Below are 20,549 nucleotides of genomic sequence, written 5' to 3'. Positions count from 1 at the left end.
TGTTTAAATACTCTTTTAAATCTATTGCGGTATTATCTCCATTGGAATTGAGAGCGCCATGAAATCAAAAGCCTTTGGTTAAAACATACACGGTACTAAACAAATGAGAACTTAGAGACAACCCTGTGGACATTAAACCCACTATTGGTATTTAATGTATTACACCTATTACTGAATAAAATAGTATAAAAAAACACCCTAAAAGCATCATATACATTTAGGGTGTTTTATTATAAATTGTTAAGGCTATGCGCTCTTACTTCTTTTGTTTATCAGGAAATGGGATAGGCTTCACCGAACTATCATGCGCATGGTAATACTCTTCCAATAGGTTCATGGTAGCGATTAACAAGTCTTTTGTTTCCAACAGAATACTGAAATACAAGGTGGTATTCTTTGGACTTGATTCTTCTGTTCGGGTACGCTCTACCTGCTTCTGTATCTTGCCTGTCACCAAGGATATAATTTCCTGTTTCCTCCCAAGAATGATTCCAATTTCCTCAAAGGAATGCGACTCGAAGGCATTTCGGGTGTTATTGAATAAACGCTCAAAACGCTCATCCACTTCTTTCAGCTCTTTTATTTGACTGAACTTTAATTTCTTGTGGTTGTTATGGATGTGTTTGTGGCTCACTTTTGAAATATACTCCAACGATTGGGTCATATCCTGCAAGAACCCTAAAATATTGATGTAGAAATTACTGGCACCAACGCTCGATTCGTCTAAATTTTTAATGAAATAGAAGATATTGTCCCGCAGCTCATCAACCTCTTCAGAGAGCTTTCGAACTTGCTTTTTATTCTTCTTCAATAATGAGAGATCCTGTAAGGCAAGTCCGTTAATAGCATTGGTATAAATCCTATTGCCGCGTTTTACAACATTGGCAATATTCTTTGCACTTTCATAAATTACACCCTGTACCGAGCTACTTTCTGTTTTACTCAAACGGTCTTCAGCTTTGGTCTCTTTTATCTTTTCGCTATGGGCAATAGAACTCTTGATGAGCAATCCAAAAGCCAACAACAATAAGATTGGGAACATGATTTTGATGTTGAGATTCAGCAAGTAGGCTACTAAAGCGGCTGAAAAGAAGGCACTGAAAGCAGTAAAAAACCATCCACCAATCACATTGATAACACCCGCTACTCTATAAACAGCACTTTCTGCGCCCCAAGCACGATCCGCTAAAGATGTACCCATCGCCACCATAAATGTCACGTAAGTTGTGGATAAAGGCAATTTCCAAGAGGTTGCAATAGCAATTAACACTGCTGCCACCATAAGGTTAACAGCAGCCCTTACCAAGTCAAAGGAAGGCAACTCGTGCACTTTATCCCTTGCCAATTTAATTACAGGCGGTTCAAACTGTTTATCAATCTTTGCTTCCCAAGATTTCGGTAAAACATAGGATGTTGCTTGCGATAACCCCATCGCTATCCTTACAAAAACTCTTGATAACGAGTTGGGTTGAAAGCGTTCTTTAGTTTCGCCTTGGCTTGACAAGTCAATTGAGGTTTTAACCACATTCTTAGCTTTTGAAGAAAACCAGAGCGTCACCACCATAATGACACCTGCTACCAACAATAACAACGTCGGTGTTGCTGCAGCTTCACCCAAGCTCGACATGGAGAACTCAGAAGCTGGTAACCCGAGCGTATTGACCGCAGGGTTCGTGAAGTCAGAATAGGCTTGAAAGGCCCCTATGGTAGGCCCGATAAAATTGACCAAATCATTTCCAGCAAATGCAAGCGCTAAGGCAAACGTCCCCACCAGAATGACCAATTTATAAATATTGGTTTTCAAGAATTCAATAACAGCGTAAGACAACAGAACCCAAAAAACCAAGCTGACGGTTACAATATAAAATACCTGATGCTCTAAAAACTCTTTTATGGTTTCACCGCCAATAAGGTCATAGCGCTCGTTGGCAAAGTTGGTACCACCAATACCTTTTATGAAAATAAAATAGGTAATGGATGTCAATGCCAATCCTCCAAATAAAGCCCCTACCCAATTGGCTTTCTTTTCAAAATCATAAGACAGTAATAATCGCGCCACCCATTGCACAAAGGCACCAATAGAGAAGGCTATGACGACAGAAAGCAATATTCCAAAGATAATTTCTGTGACCTTGTCTGTATTGATATAATTGAACACGGCCATATAACCGCCGCCACTGTGACTGATTTTTATCAAAGTCATCGCTACAGCCGCACCAAGCAACTCGAAAACGATAGAAACCGTGGTTGACGTTGGCAGTCCCATGGAATTAAAGAAATCCAACAATAAAATATCTGTCAGCATGACCGCCATGAAAATGATCATAATTTCACTGAACATAAACAGTTCAGGATGGAATATTCCACTCCGGGCGATTTCCATCATGCCACTTGAAAATATCGCGCCGATCCCAATTCCAAGACTGGCAACAATCATAAGCGTTCTAAAAGAAACTGCTTTTGAACCCATTGCCGAGTTTAAGAAGTTGACGGCATCATTACTGACACCAACCACCAAATCAGCCACTGCTAAAATGGCCAAGGCAATGATCATATACAAGTAAAAATTTTCCATAATTTAGTTTAATATTGTTTGCAAATATCCCTACAGTTTTCGAAGCGTATGTTACCTCAACGTTAAGTATTAAAAGTGAATGGCAAATTGCAGTCGCCATAGCAGTTCGTCATTGGATAAGTTCATCGTTAAATAGCTCACATCGGTTTGGACTTTTAAATTATGACCTAAAATATATTTTGAAACACCAAGCGTGTATTGGTTTTGGAGATTTTTGACTATCATGGCATTATCAAAATTGATATTGGTATATCGTCCGGTAAGCTCCCAATTATTTTCAAACACGTAGCCTGCCTGAAAATTAACACCATTTCCTATTTGAACGCTATCGCCGGTCAGGGTTCCGTCAGAATGCTTTGCCAACGGGTCGGCAGCAGTTCTGTCCGCATATTCAGCCATCAATGAAAATCCTTGATATTTAAAAATGGCATCAATAAACAATGTCGAAATATTAGTTTCATAAAATCCTGTATCGGTAATCATATAGGTGCCGCGATTGCTTTTTGTTTTTACGGCCTTGTTGTTGAAGTCGTAAGTGGCACCAATGGCCAATTTTGGGGTAGGCTCTCTGTAGATATCGCCACCTACATAATCGCCTTTTTTTATAAAATCGCCCAACGGCAAAAATTCAAGTCGCGATGTATATTGAAAACCGCCAATATTTCCCGAGGTGATATTGCGTCCTTCGCCTTGCGATATTGCAAATGCCTCCTTAATAATAAAATCTTCGGAAAGTTTAAAATGATGTCTTAATTGAAACCCAAGGTCGCGCTCAACAGCGTAGGCCCCGTTTACAAGCGACCGCTCAACAAGCTGAAGACTGCTTGAAGAGGTGAGGTCATCCCTATTACCAGGAAGTTTTGTCTGTCCGAACCACAATTCGAAGTTTTTATAAAAATTCCACTTCATAACCGCATCCAAAAGGTATCGTGGCGCATTGGAAGTGTATTTTGAGGCTCCAGAAATATCCCGATTAGAAAGACCGATAGACAATTTGTAGGTTAATTTGGGTGAGTAAACAAAACCAGAAAATTTAAGACGTGCTCTTCTGATCAAAAAATTAGTTTCTGCATTGGAAAAACCAGTGTTCTCATCTTCCCAATCTGCAAATCCTTGAAATTGCAACTGCATTCCCACTTTCATAGACCAAGTGCTGTCTTTGGCTTTAAGGTTTAAAATACCATCTCCAAACGCAGGAGCTTTGATCTCTTGTGCATGACCCATTGAAAATATAACAAAAAATAAAGCTAAAAGTGTTGGCCGAAATGTCATTCTATCAGTTCTTTGGCCACAAAGAACTGATTTCAATGTTAATTTAATGTTTCGTAATCGTTAAGTTTTTTAAAAACACCTATAATTAACACTGCTTATCAAAATAATTACTAAAAAAGTACCGTATTAGTGAGGTGAGAAGTCGTCTATAAATTCAGCTTCTTCTACTGGCCATTAAACGTGTTCATAGTAATATTTACGCCAGCTGTTCCAAAAGATTTGATAAGCTCGAAGGCTTTATCCAAGCGTTCTGGCAATTTGGCTTCTTCTTCTGGAGTCCATTCTCCCAAAACATAATCTACTTGTCTGCCTTTACTAAAAGCATCACTAATACCAAATCTAAACCGGTTGTACTTGGTAGTTTGTAATTTGTCCTGCGTATCCTTTAATCCGTTGTGCCCGCCATCACTACCTTTGGTTTTTAGACGAATGGTGCCAAAGGGCAAGTTCAAATCGTCAGTAATCACCAATAAGTTGTCAAGAGGAATGTTTTCTTTGTTCAACCAATAGAGGATGGCCTTTCCACTCAAATTCATATAAGTATTGGGCTTTAACAAGGTAAAATGTCGTCCTTTAAATTTATACACGCTGACATCACCCAACTTTTGAGTTTCAAAACTTAAATTCTCCTTTTTCGCTAAATGGTCTAAAATCCTAAAACCAATATTATGGCGTGTATTGGCATATTCACTTCCAATATTGCCTAATCCTACGATGAGATATTTTTTCATAGTATTTTCTTCTACAGGTGTTGTTTTGTTTGACGATTTGAAAATTGTTTGTAAAAAGCGAAGCATGAAAATTACTTAAAGTGTTTCTGTCAAAATGAAAAATAACGTTTTTTTAATAAAATTTCAGAATTATTCCTACAAACAATCTTCAAGTAAGAAGCAAAACACATTTCAATATATGACTAACCAGAGATTTTATACATCCACCTCAGCAGCTTTCGTGAAACTAAAGTGAGGACAGAGATCCGGTCAATTTTAAAAAATTAAACATTACTGGCCATATTACGAACCGATAAGTTAATGCGACTTCGGCTTTTACAACACAAATAGTGCATGATATTTAATGATACCGCCAGTCCCGACAACAATCGAGAGATATTAGCCCGAAAACCATCGGAAAAAACCAACGTGTTCCAATGGGTCTGTGGCTTTTGGAATATGTCTGCCTCTCGGCAGATAGGGGTTTCACTAAAAAAAGCATCCTGAATAAACAGAATGCTTTTAAATATTTGGTATAAACAAGATTTACTCTTGACCTTCAGCTGGTTTTTCAGCACCTTCAGCAGCTCCTTCCGCGCCTTCTGCACCTTCTTCAAGCTCTTCTTCAAGCTCTTCTTCAAACTCAGCAATACTTGCTCTAGAACGTCTTACTTGACACACTACGGTGTTATCTGGGTGTAAGAATTCATAGTTAGAATTTTCAAGTTCAGTAATGTACAACTTACTTCCAATTTTTAAAGGTGTAATATCAACCTCTATAAAATCAGGTAGATTTGCTGGTATTGCTTTTATTCTAAGCTTACGCTGATTTCTTTGCAATACGCCACCATTTAAAACCCCCTTTGAAGTTCCGATAACATGCACAGGAATTTCCATGGTGATTTCTTTGTCTTCATATAGCTTATAAAAATCGATGTGCAGTATCCTGTCCGTTACTGGGTGGAATTGGATGTCTTGCATAACTGCGTTATAAGACGTTCCGTTTTCTAAGGCAATCACAACTGTATGCGCATTAGGCGTATAAACCAGTTTAGAGAAAGCCAATTCAGGTGCTGAGAAATGCACTGGTTGGTCTCCTCCGTATAATACGCAAGGAACCTGGCCAGCATTACGTAAGGCTTTTGTTGCTTTTTTGCCCACGCTTTCTCTTTGAGATCCGTTGATTGTAATTGATTTCATAATTGTTTATTTATTGTTATTTAATGGTATTATAGAAACTTTTTTGAAAGAGGACCAAGTGTTCTGCTCCAATTCGTTTTCATTTAATTATTAAAGGTTACTATTACTTATTAACTATTGATCAGTTGTATTATTTCAGATGTGGACTGAACTTGTCACAGCCTACATTAAAAACTTTGAGCTGATAGATTTATTATAATGCACGTTATGCATCACCCCAGCAAACAGATCGGCGCAGCTGAGCACTCTAATCTTGTCACTTTTTTGCTTTAGAGGAATGGAATCCGTAACGATCAATTCTTCCAACTTGGAGTTTTCCAAACGCTCGTAGGCATTTCCAGACAATATAGGATGCGTACAAATTGCTCTAACACTCAATGCTCCACGCTCCATCATCAAGTCAGCAGCTTTAGTCAATGTTCCAGCGGTATCTACCATATCATCTACCAATACCACATTTTTTCCAGTCACATCGCCAATCAATTCCATATGCGAAATAACATTGGCCTTTTCACGTTGCTTGTAACAGATGACCACGTCACTCTCCATGGTTTTAGAATAAGCATACGCCCTTTTAGAGCCCCCCATATCTGGTGAAGCTATCGTCAGGTTATCAAGATTCAAGCTTCTTAAATAAGGTAAAAACACAGTAGATGCAAATAAATGATCTACAGGTTTTTCAAAAAAGCCCTGAATCTGATCGGCGTGCAAATCCATAGTAATGATTCGGGTTGCTCCCGCTGCTTCCAGCATTTTTGCTACAAGTTTAGCGGCAATCGGCACTCTCGGTTTATCCTTTCTGTCTTGTCTTGCCCATCCAAAATAAGGCAACACTGCGGTAATATGTCTTGCTGATGCCCGCTTTGCAGCATCTATCATCAATAACATTTCCATTAAATTCTTAGGACCGGGATGCGTGGAACCAATAATAAAAATTCGCGTTCCTCTTATCGACTCTTCATAAGACGGCTGAAACTCTCCATCACTATAAGTGGACGTAATAACATTTCCTAATGGCACTCCAAAGGTTGCTGCTATTTTTTCAGCAAGTTCTGTGCTCTGTGAACACGCAAAAATCTTAGCTTCAGGAACAAAATTAGGCATTGTAATAGTGTGTTTTATAACGCATTAATCCTCGTTTTCTTTAACAGGCTGCAAATTTAACAATTTAATTGAACAGAAAAAGTATAAAAGAAAGATATTTTAGTTGTTAGAAGAAAAAAATTTTATAATTTTGCAATCCAATTTAGAACATCTTTTGCTCAAGTGGCGGAATTGGTAGACGCGCTGGATTCAAAATCCAGTTCTTCGGAGTGCGGGTTCGATTCCCGCCTTGAGTACTGCAAAGGCTTCAACAGAAATGTTGGAGCTTTTTTTATTCTCGATTTTGTCAAAGAGGAACAATGCCATTAATTTCATATCTCAATCTGAAATCTCATCAATTTTTCTTAATTTGTACCGTCAATTGCGATATTCAATAAAAAATAATCCTCATGAAAAAGATTCTTACCTTAGCGTTATGCCTTTCTTTAGCCAATACAGCCATGTCCAAAAATTTGGACATCATTCTGTTAGAAAATCTAACAAGTAAATCTTTCGCTTCATTAGATAGGTATATGATCGACTATTACGGATTTGAAAAGATCAGAAATAATAAAGACAATTTGCAAAGCACCTACGGAAAAACTTACAAACACGACTTGGACAATACGGTTGTCATTAAAGTTATCTCCTCAAATGATACGTCCAATGTTTTAGATGTATCTCTCGCAAAAAATTATAACGTTCAAGAAATTAAAGACCAACTGATTTCAAAAGGATATACCTACACCGGCCTCGAGAATTTCCAATTTTCTGAATTTAAAAAAAACAAGTCCGTCTTTTTAGTTTCTGAAATCCCAAGCGAAGATGGTAAAACCCAAGTCAAAGTGGCATCTGAATAAAAACCCGCTCGCTCACGAAAAAGTCTCTAAATCTTCATTTTTATAGTGTCATTTCTCGCAATTTCAAAAAAACACCCTAAATGGCTTGGGAGGAGTTCCGCTTATCATTAAATTGTGTTTTTTTAATTATGTAAACTAAAACACATACTTATTTTGATGATTAGATACAGGCACTTAGCCTTCTTAACGCTCTTATTAATAACCTTTGCAAATGGCCTCGCTCAAGTTCAAGTTAATGGCGAAATGACCGTACAATTAGAACTGATCAACCCTTCCTCCGAAATTAATAATGGTGTGGCGAAAGTAACGGTCGATGGCGGACAACCTCCTTATCAATACAAATGGAGCAATGTAAGCACTTCCTTAAATGCTGCGGATTCCTTTGGCTTAATTGAAGGCATGCAACATTCTGTAACCGTAAGCGATGCCAACGGAAACACCATCACCAAGCAGTTTACCATACCGGCAGAATCAATTACTGAAATTTTCAATAGTAGCGTACAGCCTGCCGTAGATGTGTTGGGTGCCGTTTTATTTTGGGATGCTTTTGCCGCGCTCGGCATATACGATCCTGTGGTATACACTTCCCATAAAAACGTTGCACTGCCGTTAGAAGATCCAACCAGTGAAGGACAATACCATTTAAAAAATTGGTTGGTTCCCGATGGCAGCCAAGTTAAAAAAGGCGATAAAATAGCCGTACTGTTAAGCCATCAAGACATTGAATTGTCGGTGTATGCTCCAGATACCGGCGCTTTAGAACACCTGGTTGAAGAAGGTTCTGTCATTTCAAGAATGCCCAAACCCGGATCTTACAGGGTGCCACGCTTAGGCGTCATTAATTTTCAAACCCCACAACCTCTTTTACATCCCAATGGCGATACAAAAACCAGCACCATTCCTTTTATAGTGGTCTGGCTTATTTTAGGTAGTATTTTCTTTACCCTCCGTTTGAAATTTGTGAATATCCGTGGTTTTAAGCATTCCTTGGATTTGGCAAGAGGAAAGTATGACGATCCGGATGCTCCTGGTACCATTACGCATTTTCAAGCTATGGCTACCGCGGTATCTGCGACCGTAGGATTAGGAAATATCGCTGGCGTTGCCGTTGCCATTTCTCTTGGTGGGGCAGGCGCAACATTTTGGATGTTTCTCGCTGGTTTTTTCGGAATGTCTTTAAAGTTCGCAGAATGTACATTGGGCGTGAAGTATCGGTTTATTGATGATGAAGGGCGCATATTTGGAGGTCCGATGAACTATTTGCGCTACGGCCTGGAAAAGAAGAATCTTAAGCGTTTAGGGAAATTTTTAGCAATACTTTTTGCGGTGCTGGGGGTTGGTGCTTCCTTTGGTGGTGGCAATATGCTGCAATCAAATCAGGCTTTTAAAATCGTATCAGAGCAGGTTCCAGTGTTACAGGGCCAAGGGTTTTGGTTTGGAATTGTTTTTGCCATATTGGTCGGCGCAGTGATTATCGGGGGAATTAAAAGTATAGCAAAAGTGACTGCGAAAGTAGTGCCTGTGATGGCCATTTTTTACGTGGTGGGCTGTTTGGTGGTCATCGGCTATCACTTCGAATTTCTTGGTGGTGCCTTTGTTGCTATCTTCGATGGCGCATTTTCTGCCCAAGCCATGAAAGGCGGGTTTATTGGGGTGCTCATCATAGGTTTACAACGTGCTGCTTTTTCCAGTGAAGCTGGAGTAGGTTCGGCAGCAATTGCCCATAGTGCATCTAAAACCAATCATCCTATTGCCGATGGTTTCACCTCATTGGTTGAGCCATTTATTGATACGATGCTGGTGTGTACAATGACTGCATTGGTGCTTATTTTCACCGGGAAACATGAAATCAATAGCGGCATGGGCGGTGTAGAACTTACCGCAGATGCTTTCGGAACCGTCATTTCCTGGTTCCCTGCCGTACTTGCACTAGCCGTGGTATTATTTGCCTTTTCCACTATGGTGTCCTGGTCGTATTACGGCATGCGTTCTTGGAGTTACCTCTTCGGAAGAAGTAAAAAGTTGGAATTGGTATATAAAGTTATGTACCTCGTTTTCGTGGTATTGGGAGCTTCCGTCAGTTTAGGCGCCGTTCTAAGTTTTGCCGATATGATGATTCTTGCCATGTCCTTTCCAAATATCATCGGACTCTATATTATGGCTCCCGAAATAAATGCCGATATGAAAATTTATTGGCAGAAATTAAAAGACGGAAAACTCTATATCAATCCGAAATTTATCAAAGCCAAAGAGTGATTATAAAATTTTATAAATTATTGCCTTTTTAACGAATACCTGTTTATAATGAAAAAAATATTCCTCTTTTTGTTTCTTTTTTTATCGTGCAACCTCATGCTTATAGCGCAACAAACCGATGAAATATTGGAAAATGAACTTAACAATCTCGTAAAAGACTTTAAAGGCGATGTGGGTATATACGTCTATAATCTTAAGTCCAATAAAGAAGCTGCAATTAACGCCGACACTATTTTCCCGACGGCAAGTATCGTTAAAGTCCCTATTTTGATTGAGGTTTTTAAACAGATTAAAGAGGGAGGTCTTCATTATAATGACACTTTGGTTTATGATGCCAAAAGAAAGTATGGCGGCTCTGGACTCATGCAGTTTTATAAGGACAGTACTGTTACCGATCTCCGAACTTTAGCCTCATTGATGATTACCATAAGCGATAATACAACGTCGCTGTGGTGTCAAGAGCTTGTAGGTGGCGGATTGGCAATCAATGAGACTATGGCCGATTTAGGTTTGGCCCACACTAGGGTCAACAGCCGAACGGAAGGTAGATCCGAAGACTGGGAGAAATATGGCTGGGGACAGACTACACCCCGAGAGATGACTTCATTATTGATTAAGATGAGGCAAAGAACATTGATTGATGAGGCTTCAAGTGATGAAATGTATCGCATTATGTCTAATTCCTTCTATACGGATTATTCGCTTTCGCAGATTCCGCCCTACGTTCAAACCGCTGCTAAACAGGGCATGGTCAATAAATCAAGATCGGAATTGGTTATGGTAAATGCGCCAAGTGGCGATTATGTCTTTTATATCGCTACTAAAAACAATGCGGATCAATCTTGGGGATTCGATAATAAAGCATGGCAATTGCAACGCAACATTTCAGCCTATCTCTGGAACTATTTTGAGCCGAATTCAGAATGGAAACCTGCAAATGGGTTTGCGGAATTGGTAAAAGGACTGAGGTATTGATTTGTTTCTATTCCTTTTTATGAGGATTTTTATAATCTTCACAAAGAAATCCTAAAACGTGCAAGCATGAAAAATTTCAAACCGATTAATCTTGACTGCAAATTAGAGGTTGAGAGATCTATCTTGTCTTTATTAATACAACTTAAAAGCTCTTTCTAATTCTGCTTTAATATCCTCTCTCACAAAATCAGGTTCTAAAACCTCAACCAAGCTACCATATTTCAATAATTGCTGCCTCAGTTCGAAATTATAACTTACAAAGAGTTTGATCGTGTAAAAACCGGCTAAACCATCTGTTACCACTTCTTGTGAGTGATGCAGTTTTAAAGACTCCAAATAAGGCTTTTGGCTAACATGAAATCGCAGAACCATTCGTGTCGGCTTATGATCACTAAAATTTAAACCAACAGTATGGGATAGTTTCTCATTGGCTTCTTCCGTTTTATTTCTAAAAGGCTTGTTATCTAACACCCTTAATTCCCCTATTCTATCCAATCCAAATACCCGAAAACCTTCTTCAGTTTCTCCTACCACATACCATCTGTTTTGATATTCTTTAAGTAAGTACGGTTTTATGGTATGTATTTTAGGCGCTGTCCTATCGGAATGATAGAAGCTGTTGTGCTGAAAATTAATTTCCTTTCGGTTTTTAATAGCCTCCAAAATGACATCAAAATATTCAAAATTATTGACCAAACTGGTTTCATCCAAGGCCAGAAACTTATGGGTGTCTTTCTCTAAAGTGATGCTTTTATTGAGCAAATTAGATAAAGCGATCCGCTTAAAGATGTTGGTTAAGAATGAAAACTCTTCTGTATTCTCTATTTCTAAGGTGTAGCCTTTCGATTTATCAAGATGAATTTTAAACCCAAGGTCAGCTAGAAACTTATAGTCCCTATTCAAGGTAGAGGTCGAAAAACCTAAACCTTCTTTCTTTTGCTCTGCTTCAATTTGCTTAGTGGTTACTAAATCTGCGCTTTGCAAAAGCTCCAGAATAACTAAATACCGTCTAATATCTTTACTCATAATATTACATTCTTTTACTTTCCCACTATCTGGGAAAGCTACAGTTTAACTTTGTTTCAAACAATAAATAACAAGGAATTATGGATTTACAAAAATCACAATTGGATCAAATTGGCCGCCTATTACAAAGCAGCGCGAACACCTCTGCCGAAATTGCTGAGATCTCTGGCGAAGATAAAACCACGGTAACGCTATTAGGCTTAGGTTTTACATTAGCAATTACTGGATTTCTACGCGTTTTAAACAGTTAGCAATTATTTTGGTATAAGCTCAAAGACCAATCAAAAAATAAGGAGAGCCAATCTTAAAAACCAAATATTTATGAAAGATGAAAAAACAACAGAAACAGGATTAGTAACAACCATTGGGGCAGCAGGTGCCGGCGTTGGCGCACTAATCGCTACGTCTGCAGGAATTGCCTTTGCAGTACCCGTTGCGCTTGGTGCTGGCATAGCTTGTATTGGCTATGCGATAGCGAAGGCTACTAAAGTTTGAATTTATTTAACCCCGAAGTTATAGGCTTTGGGGTTTAAATCTGCTTCTTTTACTACCTGAACAGCATGGCAACGCCGCTCACCACTTATCTTTCATTTATGCCCTTCTTGCTAAAATTTCATTCACCTTCTTTTGAATTCCAACATCTGCATTAATTAAAGTTTTCCGCGCCAATGCAACATTAATTCCGTGATTTGTAATATTATTAGTATTTAATAACCAATCCTCCAATTTCATCTTTCCTTTAGATTGATTAATAGTTCGTAATGTTACGGAAACATTTTCTGGACAGTTAACTACTTCGGCAATTTCGTGATTGGTAAGCCTATCTCTATACGTCATAAAAATAGCTTCTGCAGAACGAATGTGCTCGTAATCATATCGATCGCCACCGCGCAAGATTTCTCCTGTGTAGCAATCGGTGTAAAGCGCGATACCGTTGCCTCCTCTGGCTAAAGCCTCTTGGTGCATTTGGGATTTTACTTTTGTGAAGAGCAAGTCTATTTCGGTGCGGTGGTAGGGGCGGGTTGGGCTATATTCCATTTAAAATAATCTGTTTCTTTAAAATTCATATAAATAATAAGCTACTTCTCTATTTTATAATAACAGCCCTAATTACAGTATTGATCCAACTACCCTAATCTCTTCTTCTAATTTTTGTTTATCCTTTTCTAATTCAGATAATTTAGTTTTGGCTTGTATAAGGTCTTTTTCCCTATTAGCTTTATTTTCAATTGTTTCGTTCATTTTTTCGATGATGGGGCCTAAAAAATCATCTTTAAATTTAGAATTTACTTCTATCATAAGACTATTTCCATTAGCTGTGATTTCTTGTTCTATTGGCTCAAGATCCAATATAGAATAAAAATTACCAATCCATTCTCGCGCATCACTTTTCCCTGATAAAATATTAGCTGCTAATATTGGAAGCCCAAAAGTAGCTCCAACAACAAAGGCACCAGTCACGACAAATGCTTTTGACAATAAGTTATCTTCAGTTTTTGGGCTTTCTTCCGGGACTGGTATTAAATCCATAAAGTTTATTTCTATAATATCCCTGGATAATACATTTCTATAGGATGCTATATAGTCGTGCATATCAAATTCTTCTAAATATTCTTCGACAATTTCATTTATATCACTTATAAAGTCATTAATAACTCTTTTTAAAGATTTATTAATGTCTTTATTACTTCTTTCAAAAAGCCGATCTAACTCTTGTTCAAGACGTTCCAATTCAGAATTTAGATTCAGATGTAAATTTTCTGCATTTAGAACAATTCCGTGATCTTTAATTACCTCCATACATTTCTGCTTGGATGCAAATATTATATCCTTTGTCTTTCGAGATAAACTTTTAATGCCACTCTTTAAAGTTTCTTCAATTTCAATATTATCAATTTTTCTATTAATTTTCCTTTCTGCTTTTTTAGTATTTCTTAATAGTTCTTCTAATTCATTATCTGGCTTGTTAAGAATAGTGAGATTACTTTTTGTTTGCATTAAAGCTTCTTCTAATAACTCCTTTTTATTTTCTGCCTTTTGATCAATGAAATTCTTTGGTTTTTTTAGTAAGATTTCATCTTTAGATTTAAAAATAATGTCCATCAAAGCTTTTTCGAAATCAGGAAACAAACTTTTTTCGAGCATTTCCTTTTGACTGCTAATGCCAAAAACATCGGAAGCTTTTTTGTAATAGAAATCTAAATTACTATCTTTTGATATCATGTCCATATTCATTTTAGACATCAATGCCATACTTGCAGAAAGTAATAAGGGATCCTTTTCGGTGGCTAACTCAGCAATTGAATTATTAGAAAATTCTCTACTTGCTTGAAATAATTGGTTTTTAACATTTGAGACGATTTCAGTTTCTGATTCATTCTCAATGCATAAATCGTATTTATTAACACCTATCAATAGTTTACCAATACCAATGGTCCTTAGCTGATTAAAAATAATATCCTTATCAACTGAATCAAATGCTCTACCAGCATATAGCAACATTATAACAGCATCTGCCTTTGCTAAAAATTCTTTGGTACGCTCTACACGAGAAACAATTGGATCATTAAAACCAGGTGTATCCACAATTTCAACACCTTTCAAATAATCTATTGGCATATAAATTTTAACCGATTTAGTAATAGCAATGTATTTACCATCTGCTCCAACATAATCAATCAATTTATCAAAACTATCCTCTTTTTTAGTACCTAACAGATTTCTAATTTCAAATTCAATTTTTGAGGATTTTTCTACTATTTCTTGTGCTGCCTTTATTTTTGATTTTTGATTTTCATCTGCTTCTATTTCATTTAAACTTCTATTTGCAAGATGTTTTAATTCCTCCCATTCGTTTGACGTATAAAATTCAGCTTCTAACTTTTTTTGTTCTCCATAGGTTATTACAGAAAGAGATGCGGTCATAGGAGTTGTTGCAGCAGGCAAGACTTCCTCCCCATACACTAAAGCATTCAAAAAGGTCGATTTACCACACTTCATTTGCCCAATAACCCCAATAGTTAAGACATCGGTTTCAAGCTTTGTAATTATGTCACTATATTCATCATTATCTATCCATTCAAATTCGTGAGCTTTTTTAGCATATTGTTTAAATTGCTCTTTTTTATCAGCTATATTTTTAAATATATTTTCACTCATAATTAATTTAATAATTTTGGGTTATAAGCATTTACTAATTCCATAAAGGTTTTTCTTGATTTTGATAAATAGTCGATATAATGTTTTATTTCATTTGTTTCGTCAATTTTCATAGAATAATTTTCGCTATTAGATCTAAACTCATTTATATTGTCTGGTAGACTATTTGTAGACTCTATTATTTGACTCATCCCTTTTTCAAATCTCCCATAATCACTCTCTTTTATTTTGTAATAATTTTTACTAAAAAGAGGATATTCAAATGAAATAACATCATCCATGTCCTCAAGTGAGTGTCCAATATTTTGTATTGTTTGTTCTAATATAGATATGCTATCATCCACGTCATAATTAAGGTCTATTGTTTCCTTGTTTAATTTATTTAATGAAGCTTTTGATATTTTTAATGTTCTGTTAATTTCTTCATTTACTCTACTAATAACTTTTGGGCTTTTTTTAGGTGCTATGCCATTAAGTATACCCATCAACTCATCTATCTCATATTTGTGAGAAAATAAGATTACTTCTTGATAGTTAATACAATTTTTATTCAATGTCTCTTCTATTTTCGTTTTTAAATCATTTAAATCATTTTGACTTTTAGTATCAGATTTATTTATAATAATATAAAGCGGTACTTTTTGAAGATTCTCTTTAATAACGTTCATAGAACTATTGTTTATTTCTCCAGTGTTGGCATCAACAACCCAGAATAAAGCATCGGCCTCTTTTACAACCTCCGTGGTTTTACTAATAATTTCATCACTATTTGAGCCAAATCCAGGCGTGTCTAAAATAGAGATATCAGATAAGTTTTTATTGCTATAGGAAAGCACAAAATATTTCACAAGCGAAGAAATATTGATATCATCTAAAACTGATTTTGTTACTTTTTGAAATGATTCTACAGAAATATTTTTTAAATCACCAGAAGGTGAATAGAATTGGCAATTAAAATCTATTCCTTTTGAAATATAAGTTGGAATTGCGGTAGTTTCTGTAGATTTTACAGGTAATTCAACAGCATTGGGATCATCTTGTTTTAGAATTCTATTCACAATCGATGTTTTTCCTGCAGAAAATTCACCAACAATGGCCACTACTCTTTTGTCCTTTATCCAGGTTTTAACCTCTTGATTTCGCCAGTTCCAACAGTCTTCTAAAAAATCATCTGAAATAAAATTGTTCTCCAAATACCCTAAAGAATATCGTAAGTCATTACTTATAGTAGAATAAATCTCCCAGGTTTTATGAGCAACTTCTATGAATTTTTCGTTCACCGCATTATTTGCATTTAAAATATCACTAACAAAGCTTAAACTTTCTTTCTGTACCTTGTTTTCATTTTCAGTTTCTTCTAGTTTTTTTAAATTTTGTTGATAAGTTTCGGTAATTTCCCTTTTTTCCTTTTCAATTACATAAACCTTTTCATCTAAAGCACTTACTTCTTCTTTTACTCGATTGTTGCTTTTCTTTAGGTCAGAAATCTCATCTTCTAAATCTTCAATTTCATCTTTCAATTGAGTAATTTCTTCATCTAATTCTTTTAGTTTCTCATCACTAGTTTGATCTGAATCAGAAATTATATCACCATCAGTCTTTATAGATTTATTTTCTTCTTCATACTCGGAAATCTTAGCTTCCGATTCCGTCAACTCTTCTTTCAGTTTAGAAATCTCATTTTCTAATATGAACAAATCCTCGCTTGTTGAATTCTTTACCTGGATACTATTGTCTTTCAGTGATTGGTTAGTGTTTAATTTTTTTTCCTTTCTAATTTTCGGGGCAAAAAAAAAGCTTAAAATTGCTCCAAGTAATAATGCTACTACGGCAATTATAATTGTTAGATAATCCATTTAAATTACTTATTCAGTTGACTTTTTAATTTTGCTATTTCATCTTTTTTTGCTTTGAAAAGCATTTCATACTCTCTAGTAATTGACGAAAACTTCTCGTTTTCTTCCTTTAAGTATTGATTTTCCTTTTTTAATTTAGAAAGATCAAAATGTAAATCATCAATTCTATCTTCAGTTGAGTCATTTTCTTTTAGTGTTTTTTTTAATTCATGACCTTTTAATTGTAATTCATACTCCAAATCCTTCAGCTCTAAAGAAGCTGTTTTTTGTTGTGTTAGAAGATTCTGATTTACATCATTAAGTTGCTGTTTTAAAGCTTTGTCACTTTTCGAAAAATAAAAATAACATGCTCCTCCGCCTACAGCTGCACCAATAATAAATATTAATCCACTCATATTAATTATGATAGTTTTTCTAAATATTGTCTTAGTGATTTCATGTAAGCATCAAAACCTTCTTTTTCATTCTTTTTCAGTTCTTCTAACTCGATCAAATGTTCTTCGATTTGATTGATGGTTATAGTTGCCTCTTGGTTTAATGAATTTCGCATATCATTTAATAGATTACTAGAAATAGTCTTTAACTTATTTTTGAACTCAGGATTAAGAGATTCTCTTAAAAAGTTATTTATCATTCTTTTCCTTTCTGGCTTCCCAATAATTCCATCAGTTGCGGTGCTAATAGCACCTTCCATAAATCCGAGTTTTTGATTGGGCTTTATCATTTGTCCAGCTTGTTTATTGTAGTCATCATAGGTTTTCACATGCTTTTTGTAATGTTCCATATATTTACCAGCATGTTGAGCCTGTTCAGCTATTTTTTTTCTTAAACGTCTATTTGAATGCATACTAGCAAGATCACTTGCAGTATCTGCGACGTTAATAGCTGTTGTAGCTTTGTTTGCTAAACTAACGGCTGCTGCTGTTCCTGTTGCTGCTGGTGCAGCACCTGTAGCTGTAGCTGTAGCGGCTGCTGTTGCGCCAGCAGCTCCTGCAGTTACTACAGTTACTGCGACTGCGCCAATTACCGCTGCGGTCTTTATACCTGTTGCTATATTCTTAACGGTACTCTGACCTGCTTCAGATAAATTCATTCCGTAAGATAATTGGCCAATACTAATACCTGAAAAATCTATACCTTCTATTGACCTCAATGGCACTAATTCTGAACTTCTCCTTTCTGACGCTGTCATATATAGCTTTCTTTGAATTTCCTTTTGATAATTTGAGAAAACTAAATTAGCTGTACTATTAATTATGCCAACGGCTTCATTATCTATATTCTCACTATTTTTAGTAATTAAACTATTCAATTTAGAATGTATTTGGCTCTCAAACTGTTTAACAGCATCATACTCAATATCATCTATTTCATTCTGGATATCATGAATTAGGTTATCTATGGCGGTTATTGTCCTATCGAGCTTCCTCCTTTCATTTTTTATTTCATCCTGAAAATTAGATTCAGAGCTTGTATTCTCTATTAAGTTTTCAATGTGTGCTTTCAAATAATGAGCTGTTTTTTCTATCCTATATCCTAAAGCTTTATTAATAATATTATTTTTGTCATCCTGAATTTTATGCATTAATTGAAAAAACTCATCTAAATCATTATTCTTTGCGGAAATACTGATAATATTATCTAAATCTAATCCGATGTGTTTAGTTATATATTGCTTAATACTCTCTAACTCTTCTTTAGTTTTATCATCTTTTTTGGTCAACACTAAATACAGCGGTAAATGCACTATGTTATTTGTGCTAATAAAATCTAAAAGCGAGTTGGTAATTTGTTGATTAACATCCGAAAATAAAAATATTGCATCTGCCTCAGGCAAATAACTACTTAGTGCTTCTAAATGCTTAGGATTATTTGAAGATATCCCAGGCGTATCAACCAAAATAGTTTTGTTTGCTATTTTCTGACTCGTATCGTATATTTTAATGCGTTTTACATTATTTAAGTGATCGTTTTTTATAGAGGTAATATCCTCTACATCTTTCACGACCCCATTTTCAAATATGATTTCAGCCTTTTCTTTCTCTTTGCCAAAATAGATTTCATAAATAACTGAAGTTGTTGGCTTAGTAGCCGTTTCTAGTTTCTTCCCTTCTGTTAATTTATTAATGAAAGTCGTTTTTCCTGAACTAAACTCTCCAACAATTGGTAATATCAATTCTGATGCATCTGATGCTAACCGATTCTTTATATAAATCAGCTCTGCCAATACATCATTCGATTTTAAAGAACTAGCAACTTCTATTAAATAGTCTAATTTTTCCATTCTATTTTTTAATTTTTTCTATTAATAAATCTGCAATAACAATGTTATATTTAAATGTTGGATTTACATATAAAGTAAAACTTTTATATTCTCACGAAAACCAACCACCCCAAACTCAAATATCCCTCAGGCTTCAAGTCTATCCCATGTACTCTCATAAACGCCTTATGTATTTTATCAACCTCATCAAAAGGATTGTTAAACATACTGCTGATCTGCACCGTTAAACCAGCATCAACAAACTCGCCTTGCACGTTCATTGCGCGTTTTGTTTTAATTTCAAATGTTGCCATATAAATTGTTAATGGTTATTAGACAAACAAATCCTCTTCTGAAATCTTTTCCCACTTATGGAAAGCAACTTCAGCGTTTTTATTACCACTAGTACAGGTAACACGCGTATTTAATTGGGAATTTAGAGTATCATTTTTTGAGATACCACATTTTAAGCAGGTGTAGGTAGCCATAAATCTAGGTTTGGGCATTTTAGGTTGGTAAATGTTCAAAACTATATTTGAAACGGACAAAATATGTCTATTTCAAAACAATTTCGTTGCTACTGCAATTTTAGAAGATACTTTTTCCATATTTTGGGGATACTAAGGTATGAGATAATGAACCTAATCTGTTTTATCCATTCCGCTCTATTTCATGATTTTATTAATGGCCGATTTAATTAACACTACTGCAAATAGCTGATAAATTAATGAAAAGACAGCTATAGGTATACTGGTTCTGGATGCCGTAGCCACAAAGGTCCATACCCATAAAACACCCGAAACAATGAGCCAAACAGTTGTTGAACCATCGGCAGCATCAATCATAACTATTCCAAACCATAAACAACCCATTGCAATTAATCCTCTAATTATTACGCCCAAATTAAATATGTTATAGTCATATTTATCAAGCGCCGTAGACCATAAATAATATCCGAGCACAAAGAATAAAATAATTCCAATTACAATTCCGATGATATATACTGCTGTCATTATAAAATATTTAAGAGGTTAAAAATTTATTTGTTTTAATGTTGTTCTATATTTTAACTTGGTTTCTCGAAAGCATTAGCGCTAATGCTCTACTTTAATAATGCAATGATAGACACATGCTTTCCCATATAGTGGGAATATTGAAAAGTAGACGTTCTTTTTGTGTTTAAAAATCAAAACAATACATAAAACAAAGGATATACAGGGAAATGAAGATTAGAAATGAGGGATTAGAAGATGGAGTGGAAAATTGAAATTGAAGTTGAAGTGGAAATTGAAATGGAAGTTGAGAGTGCAGTTA

Annotated in this window: 18 protein-coding genes and 1 tRNA gene; 6 read left to right on the top strand and 13 right to left on the bottom strand. The window is 35.7% G+C overall.

The genetic code is table 11. The features are described from left to right. Window positions 1-256: 256 nt before the first annotated feature. The 5 genes from H3Z82_RS05640 to H3Z82_RS05620 all read right to left on the bottom strand — a co-directional run bounded on the left by H3Z82_RS05640 (window position 257) and on the right by H3Z82_RS05620 (window position 6,861). Window positions 257-2,575 carry an inorganic phosphate transporter gene (locus tag H3Z82_RS05640; protein WP_182203480.1) on the bottom strand — a complete coding sequence of 773 codons (2,319 nt, stop codon included), beginning with the start codon at window positions 2,573-2,575 and terminating at the stop codon, window positions 257-259. Between the two features lie 69 nt (window positions 2,576-2,644). Then, on the bottom strand, window positions 2,645-3,847 hold the full coding sequence (locus H3Z82_RS05635) for a porin (RefSeq protein ID WP_182203478.1): 1,203 nt from the start codon (window positions 3,845-3,847) through the stop codon (window positions 2,645-2,647). Between the two features lie 164 nt (window positions 3,848-4,011). Then, the gene (pth, locus tag H3Z82_RS05630) at window positions 4,012-4,644 is read right to left on the bottom strand and encodes an aminoacyl-tRNA hydrolase (RefSeq protein ID WP_182203476.1); all 633 of its coding nucleotides are present in this window, start codon (window positions 4,642-4,644) and stop codon (window positions 4,012-4,014) included. Between the two features lie 459 nt (window positions 4,645-5,103). Continuing rightward, complete coding sequence (locus H3Z82_RS05625; RefSeq protein ID WP_182203474.1) at window positions 5,104-5,757, bottom strand: 50S ribosomal protein L25/general stress protein Ctc; 654 nt, start codon at window positions 5,755-5,757, stop codon at window positions 5,104-5,106. A 162-nt stretch (window positions 5,758-5,919) separates the two neighbouring features. Further along, on the bottom strand, window positions 5,920-6,861 hold the full coding sequence (locus H3Z82_RS05620; RefSeq protein ID WP_182203471.1) for a ribose-phosphate pyrophosphokinase: 942 nt from the start codon (window positions 6,859-6,861) through the stop codon (window positions 5,920-5,922). A gap of 156 nt (window positions 6,862-7,017) precedes the next feature. Between H3Z82_RS05620 and H3Z82_RS05615 the strand changes: the two genes are divergently transcribed. The 4 genes from H3Z82_RS05615 to H3Z82_RS05600 all read left to right on the top strand — a co-directional run bounded on the left by H3Z82_RS05615 (window position 7,018) and on the right by H3Z82_RS05600 (window position 10,931). Continuing rightward, window positions 7,018-7,097, top strand: a tRNA-Leu gene (locus H3Z82_RS05615). Between the two features lie 153 nt (window positions 7,098-7,250). Continuing rightward, window positions 7,251-7,700 carry a hypothetical protein gene (locus H3Z82_RS05610; protein ID WP_182203468.1) on the top strand — a complete coding sequence of 150 codons (450 nt, stop codon included), beginning with the start codon at window positions 7,251-7,253 and terminating at the stop codon, window positions 7,698-7,700. A gap of 156 nt (window positions 7,701-7,856) precedes the next feature. Then, window positions 7,857-9,956 (top strand): amino acid carrier protein, encoded by a 2,100-nt coding sequence (locus tag H3Z82_RS05605; RefSeq protein WP_182203758.1) that lies wholly within the window; start codon window positions 7,857-7,859, stop codon window positions 9,954-9,956. Window positions 9,957-10,004: 48 nt separating this feature from the next. Then, window positions 10,005-10,931: a serine hydrolase gene (locus H3Z82_RS05600; protein ID WP_182203466.1), complete on the top strand. Its 927-nt coding sequence runs from the start codon at window positions 10,005-10,007 to the stop codon at window positions 10,929-10,931. 132 nt (window positions 10,932-11,063) lie between these two features. Here H3Z82_RS05600 and H3Z82_RS05595 read toward each other — a convergent pair whose 3' ends face one another. Continuing rightward, window positions 11,064-11,957 (bottom strand): helix-turn-helix transcriptional regulator, encoded by an 894-nt coding sequence (locus tag H3Z82_RS05595; RefSeq protein WP_182203464.1) that lies wholly within the window; start codon window positions 11,955-11,957, stop codon window positions 11,064-11,066. An 80-nt stretch (window positions 11,958-12,037) separates the two neighbouring features. On the opposite strand from H3Z82_RS05595, the gene H3Z82_RS05590 reads away from it, so the two are divergent. Next, the gene (locus H3Z82_RS05590) at window positions 12,038-12,208 is read left to right on the top strand and encodes a hypothetical protein (protein ID WP_182203462.1); all 171 of its coding nucleotides are present in this window, start codon (window positions 12,038-12,040) and stop codon (window positions 12,206-12,208) included. 70 nt (window positions 12,209-12,278) lie between these two features. Beyond that, window positions 12,279-12,452, top strand: a complete 174-nt coding sequence (locus tag H3Z82_RS05585) for a hypothetical protein (protein ID WP_182203460.1) — start codon at window positions 12,279-12,281, stop codon at window positions 12,450-12,452. Window positions 12,453-12,548: 96 nt separating this feature from the next. Here H3Z82_RS05585 and H3Z82_RS05580 read toward each other — a convergent pair whose 3' ends face one another. The 7 genes from H3Z82_RS05580 to H3Z82_RS05550 form a co-directional block, all read right to left on the bottom strand. After that, window positions 12,549-12,995, bottom strand: a complete 447-nt coding sequence (locus tag H3Z82_RS05580) for a hypothetical protein (RefSeq protein ID WP_182203457.1) — start codon at window positions 12,993-12,995, stop codon at window positions 12,549-12,551. A gap of 72 nt (window positions 12,996-13,067) precedes the next feature. Continuing rightward, window positions 13,068-15,116: a dynamin family protein gene (locus tag H3Z82_RS05575; protein WP_182203454.1), complete on the bottom strand. Its 2,049-nt coding sequence runs from the start codon at window positions 15,114-15,116 to the stop codon at window positions 13,068-13,070. 2 nt (window positions 15,117-15,118) lie between these two features. Next, window positions 15,119-16,972, bottom strand: coding sequence for a dynamin family protein (locus H3Z82_RS05570; RefSeq protein ID WP_182203452.1), 1,854 nt, complete (start codon window positions 16,970-16,972; stop codon window positions 15,119-15,121). Window positions 16,973-16,977: 5 nt separating this feature from the next. Continuing rightward, the gene (locus H3Z82_RS05565) at window positions 16,978-17,367 is read right to left on the bottom strand and encodes a hypothetical protein (RefSeq protein WP_182203450.1); all 390 of its coding nucleotides are present in this window, start codon (window positions 17,365-17,367) and stop codon (window positions 16,978-16,980) included. Between the two features lie 5 nt (window positions 17,368-17,372). Then, window positions 17,373-19,256 (bottom strand): dynamin family protein, encoded by a 1,884-nt coding sequence (locus H3Z82_RS05560; RefSeq protein ID WP_182203447.1) that lies wholly within the window; start codon window positions 19,254-19,256, stop codon window positions 17,373-17,375. Between the two features lie 83 nt (window positions 19,257-19,339). After that, window positions 19,340-19,549 carry a DUF6140 family protein gene (locus H3Z82_RS05555; RefSeq protein WP_182203445.1) on the bottom strand — a complete coding sequence of 70 codons (210 nt, stop codon included), beginning with the start codon at window positions 19,547-19,549 and terminating at the stop codon, window positions 19,340-19,342. A gap of 351 nt (window positions 19,550-19,900) precedes the next feature. Then, on the bottom strand, window positions 19,901-20,248 hold the full coding sequence (locus H3Z82_RS05550; protein WP_182203443.1) for a hypothetical protein: 348 nt from the start codon (window positions 20,246-20,248) through the stop codon (window positions 19,901-19,903). Between the last annotated feature and the right edge of the window lie 301 nt (window positions 20,249-20,549).

This window comes from Gelidibacter maritimus (genome assembly GCF_014062315.1).
GTDB classification, from domain to species: Bacteria; Bacteroidota; Bacteroidia; order Flavobacteriales; family Flavobacteriaceae; genus Gelidibacter; species Gelidibacter maritimus.
The sequence above is the reverse complement of the archived record's forward strand: the minus strand, read 5'-3'. Positions and strand labels throughout refer to the sequence as shown.

Bases quoted from the DNA above. Each gene is read 5' to 3' on its own strand.
- H3Z82_RS05640 (WP_182203480.1), bottom strand. From the start codon at position 2,575: ATGGAAAATTTTTACTTGTATATGATCATTGCCTTGGCCATTTTAGCA.
- H3Z82_RS05635 (WP_182203478.1), bottom strand. From the start codon at position 3,847: ATGACATTTCGGCCAACACTTTTAGCTTTATTTTTTGTTATATTTTCA.
- pth (WP_182203476.1), bottom strand. From the start codon at position 4,644: ATGCTTCGCTTTTTACAAACAATTTTCAAATCGTCAAACAAAACAACA.
- H3Z82_RS05625 (WP_182203474.1), bottom strand. From the start codon at position 5,757: ATGAAATCAATTACAATCAACGGATCTCAAAGAGAAAGCGTGGGCAAA.
- H3Z82_RS05620 (WP_182203471.1), bottom strand. From the start codon at position 6,861: ATGCCTAATTTTGTTCCTGAAGCTAAGATTTTTGCGTGTTCACAGAGC.
- H3Z82_RS05610 (WP_182203468.1), top strand. From the start codon at position 7,251: ATGAAAAAGATTCTTACCTTAGCGTTATGCCTTTCTTTAGCCAATACA.
- H3Z82_RS05605 (WP_182203758.1), top strand. From the start codon at position 7,857: ATGATTAGATACAGGCACTTAGCCTTCTTAACGCTCTTATTAATAACC.
- H3Z82_RS05600 (WP_182203466.1), top strand. From the start codon at position 10,005: ATGAAAAAAATATTCCTCTTTTTGTTTCTTTTTTTATCGTGCAACCTC.
- H3Z82_RS05595 (WP_182203464.1), bottom strand. From the start codon at position 11,957: ATGAGTAAAGATATTAGACGGTATTTAGTTATTCTGGAGCTTTTGCAA.
- H3Z82_RS05590 (WP_182203462.1), top strand. From the start codon at position 12,038: ATGGATTTACAAAAATCACAATTGGATCAAATTGGCCGCCTATTACAA.
- H3Z82_RS05585 (WP_182203460.1), top strand. From the start codon at position 12,279: ATGAAAGATGAAAAAACAACAGAAACAGGATTAGTAACAACCATTGGG.
- H3Z82_RS05580 (WP_182203457.1), bottom strand. From the start codon at position 12,995: ATGGAATATAGCCCAACCCGCCCCTACCACCGCACCGAAATAGACTTG.
- H3Z82_RS05575 (WP_182203454.1), bottom strand. From the start codon at position 15,116: ATGAGTGAAAATATATTTAAAAATATAGCTGATAAAAAAGAGCAATTT.
- H3Z82_RS05570 (WP_182203452.1), bottom strand. From the start codon at position 16,972: ATGGATTATCTAACAATTATAATTGCCGTAGTAGCATTATTACTTGGA.
- H3Z82_RS05565 (WP_182203450.1), bottom strand. From the start codon at position 17,367: ATGAGTGGATTAATATTTATTATTGGTGCAGCTGTAGGCGGAGGAGCA.
- H3Z82_RS05560 (WP_182203447.1), bottom strand. From the start codon at position 19,256: ATGGAAAAATTAGACTATTTAATAGAAGTTGCTAGTTCTTTAAAATCG.
- H3Z82_RS05555 (WP_182203445.1), bottom strand. From the start codon at position 19,549: ATGGCAACATTTGAAATTAAAACAAAACGCGCAATGAACGTGCAAGGC.
- H3Z82_RS05550 (WP_182203443.1), bottom strand. From the start codon at position 20,248: ATGACAGCAGTATATATCATCGGAATTGTAATTGGAATTATTTTATTC.